Here is a 3,205-nt window from a genome sequence, read left to right as displayed (position 1 = left end):
CATTGAAAAGAGTAGGCAATTGGAGCTATTCTAAGCAAATCCTTATCCCGAACTGGCGTATCAACTTATCAACCAATCGACTCGAAAAATCATCACCTCGCCAACTCAAAAATACACTGAATCGCCACCTCAACAACTTACAAACCCATCACCTCACCACCTTTCCAACTTGCAAACTCATCAACTCATTAACTCAAAGCCTTTCCAACTTATCAACTTATCAACCTATCGACTCGAAAAATCATCACCTCGCCAACTCAAAAAACACTAACTCGCCAACTCATCAACTTACAAACCCATCACCTCACCACCTTTCCAACTTACAAGCTCATTAACTCAAAAACTTTCCAACTTATCAACTTATCAACCTATCGACTCGGAAACTCATCACCTCGCCAACTCAAAAAAACACTAACTCGCCAACTCATCAACTCAAAAACTCACTACCTCGCCAACTTAAATCCTTATTATTTTTTTTACAATTGGCCTCAAGTTCTCGTTCCGTTCTAGCGAAAATCTAGGTTGAAAAGTAGGGAAATAAGTACCATTTCTAACCTTTCACGTCTTCCTGTTTGTCTATCTTTAAGCAAAGAACCTGCATTTTGCACCATTTTGCCTTTCTAGTTTGGTTGCCAACTCGTGTTTTTCCAACTCCAATTACCTGCTTTTAGCCCCTAAAATCCCACTTTTTAATCGCTGTTTTGCCCTTTTTAGCCATGTTTTTCATGGCTCGAAAGGGTATTATTTATACCATAGCAGCGGATATTTATGCTTTTCGGCTTGCGTTTAGCTGCATTTTTCACTGCGTTTTGCACCATTTTACCTTGCGTTTAGCATCAAAACGCACTGCATTTAGCACCAAAACGCACTGCGTTTTGCGGCATATTGCACTACTTTTTGCTATAAATAGCCCAAAAGTTGGTGCAAATGGCGACTTCTTTAAATAAATATTCATTTTGCCGCATTTGCAGGCTAACCCCTTTTTACATCAAAACAAACCTTCGCGAGAATCGATTTTTTGCGGCATGGTGGATGATTGGTGGACAAAAAGGGCACTTTTGATGTTAAATTTCTTGCTGAAAAGTTGACAATGTTTGAGTTAGAGAGTTAACGAGTTGGCGGGTTGGCAAGTTAATGAGTTGACAAGTTAACGAGTTGACAAGTTGGCAAGTTGGCAAGTTGACGAGTAGACAAGTTGACGAGTAGACAAGTTGATGAGTTGACGAGTAGACAAGTTGACGAGTGGACAGGTAGACGGGTTGACGAGTAGACAAGCTAACCAGTTGACAAGCTAACCAGTTGACAAGCTAACCAGTTGACGAGTTGACAAGCTAACCAGTTGACAAGTTGACAAGTTAACGAGTTGACGAGTGGACAAGAGGACGAGTTAATTGTCCTTTTCTCTTTCCTCGAAAAGTGCGTTTTCTCGCCATGACAATGTTCGAGCAAGCTCGGCATTGTTCATTTGGCTTAACGAAAACGTTCATCTCTTCGTGTTGTGACCTAAATACGTCCGTTTTGACATAAGAACATAAGAAACATAAAGAAGTGGTCTTTCCGTTATTTTAGTTCTCTTTTTGCATTAGCGCAATCGTTTGCATCGTAAAGATAAACATTTCCCCGTTTTAAGGGCGAACCTCTTGCGAATAATGCCTAACTTTATGCCGAGTTTACTAACCCCTTAGTCTATGAATTTATATTTCAATATTGATTACCAGACCGTCTTCGGAGAAGAATTGGTGCTGAACATCGTTACTAATAACGACAAGGGCGAATGCCTAACAACGCAATACCGCATGAACACCGTCGACGGATTGCGCTGGATTTGTTGTATAAACAAGTTGCCCGACGCTTGCCAAAACGTCGTGCAGTACTTCTATTGTGTGGATAGTGCGGGTGTGACAAGGCGTAAGGAGTGGGCCTTGCATCCACATCGCCTGTCGCTTAGTGCGCTTAAAGCCAACGCTTATCACGTTTACGACCAATGGCATGCCATTCCCGAAGATGCCTATCAATACACTTCGGCTTTTGCCCAGTGCCTAAAACGCCGCAACCTGCAACCCATGCCCGCATCTGATTACGAGCGGACGTTGCGCTTGGTGGTGCGCGCACCACAACTGCGGGCCTCGCAACGCCTCGTATTAGTGGGCGACGACCTGGCACTTGGCGCGTGGGCACTTGACCGAGCCTTGCCCATGGCCGAGGTAAACGATTGCGAATGGGTGGTGGACCTCAATCTCGACGAACTGAAAGGCGAAGAAATAGCCGTGAAGTTTGTGGCCGTTGATGCCGACAACCGCGTTGCGCCGCTTTGGGAAACGGGTTATAACCGCGAGTTGCAGTTGCCGCAGATTGGCAAAAACGAGGTTTGCGTGTACCAATTGCACCAAGCTTTCTTCGAGCTTTGGGACGAACGCTTTGCCGGAACGCTTGTGCCCGTGTTCTCGTTGCGCACCAAACGCAGCTTTGGCGTGGGCGACTTTGGCGACCTTAAAGCCATGATAGACTTTGTGGCACAAACAAATCAGCGCGTTTTGCAGGTGTTGCCCATCAACGACAGCACCACAACGCACACCTGGACCGACTCTTATCCATACAGCTGCATCAGTATTTTTGCCCTTCATCCGCAATATGTAGACCTCAATGCGCTGCCGCTGTTGAAGAAAGAAGAAGACCGCATGGCTTTCGAGGCCTTGCGGCAGGAACTTAACGCGCTGTCGCAGATTGATTACGAATGCGTGAACAACGCCAAAACGGCGTATCTTAAACTGCTGTTCGAGCAAGAGGGCAAAGAGATGATGAAGGGAGAGGACTTTAAGAAGTTCTTTGAAGAAGAGAGCTATTGGCTGGTGCCCTATGCCCAATATTGTTATCTCCGCGACCTCTACGGCACGGCCGACTTTACCCAATGGCCCGACCACAACACGTGGGACGAGGCCGAACGCAAAGCCCTCTCAACGCCCACAACCAAGGCTTACAAGGAGGTGGCTTTCCATTACTTTGTTCAGTATTTGCTTTACACCCAAATGCGCCATGCACACGAACACGCTTGCGCTAAGGGCGTAATACTTAAAGGCGACATCCCCATTGGCGTAAACCGACACGGTTGCGACGTGTGGACCGAACCACATTACTTTAACCTCGACGGACAAGCAGGCGCACCACCCGACGATTTCTCGGTTAAAGGTCAGAATTGGGGTTTCCC

Annotated in this window: 2 protein-coding genes and 1 pseudogene; 2 read left to right on the top strand and 1 reads right to left on the bottom strand. The window is 46.1% G+C overall.

The features are described from left to right. Positions 1-335: pseudogene (locus BN93_RS18480) on the top strand (hypothetical protein); the annotation flags it as partial. Positions 336-1,291: 956 nt separating this feature from the next. Here the strand turns inward: BN93_RS18480 and BN93_RS19050 are convergent. Beyond that, positions 1,292-1,378, bottom strand: a complete 87-nt coding sequence (locus BN93_RS19050; RefSeq protein WP_394329927.1) for a hypothetical protein — start codon at positions 1,376-1,378, stop codon at positions 1,292-1,294. A gap of 310 nt (positions 1,379-1,688) precedes the next feature. On the opposite strand from BN93_RS19050, the gene BN93_RS05660 reads away from it, so the two are divergent. Next, positions 1,689-3,205, top strand: a 1,517-nt coding sequence (locus tag BN93_RS05660) for a 4-alpha-glucanotransferase (protein ID WP_044259997.1), incomplete at its 3' end; no start/stop codon positions are given.

This window comes from Prevotella conceptionensis 9403948 (genome assembly GCF_000312305.1).
GTDB lineage: Bacteria > Bacteroidota > Bacteroidia > Bacteroidales > Bacteroidaceae > Prevotella > Prevotella conceptionensis.
The sequence above is the reverse complement of the archived record's forward strand: the minus strand, read 5'-3'. Positions and strand labels throughout refer to the sequence as shown.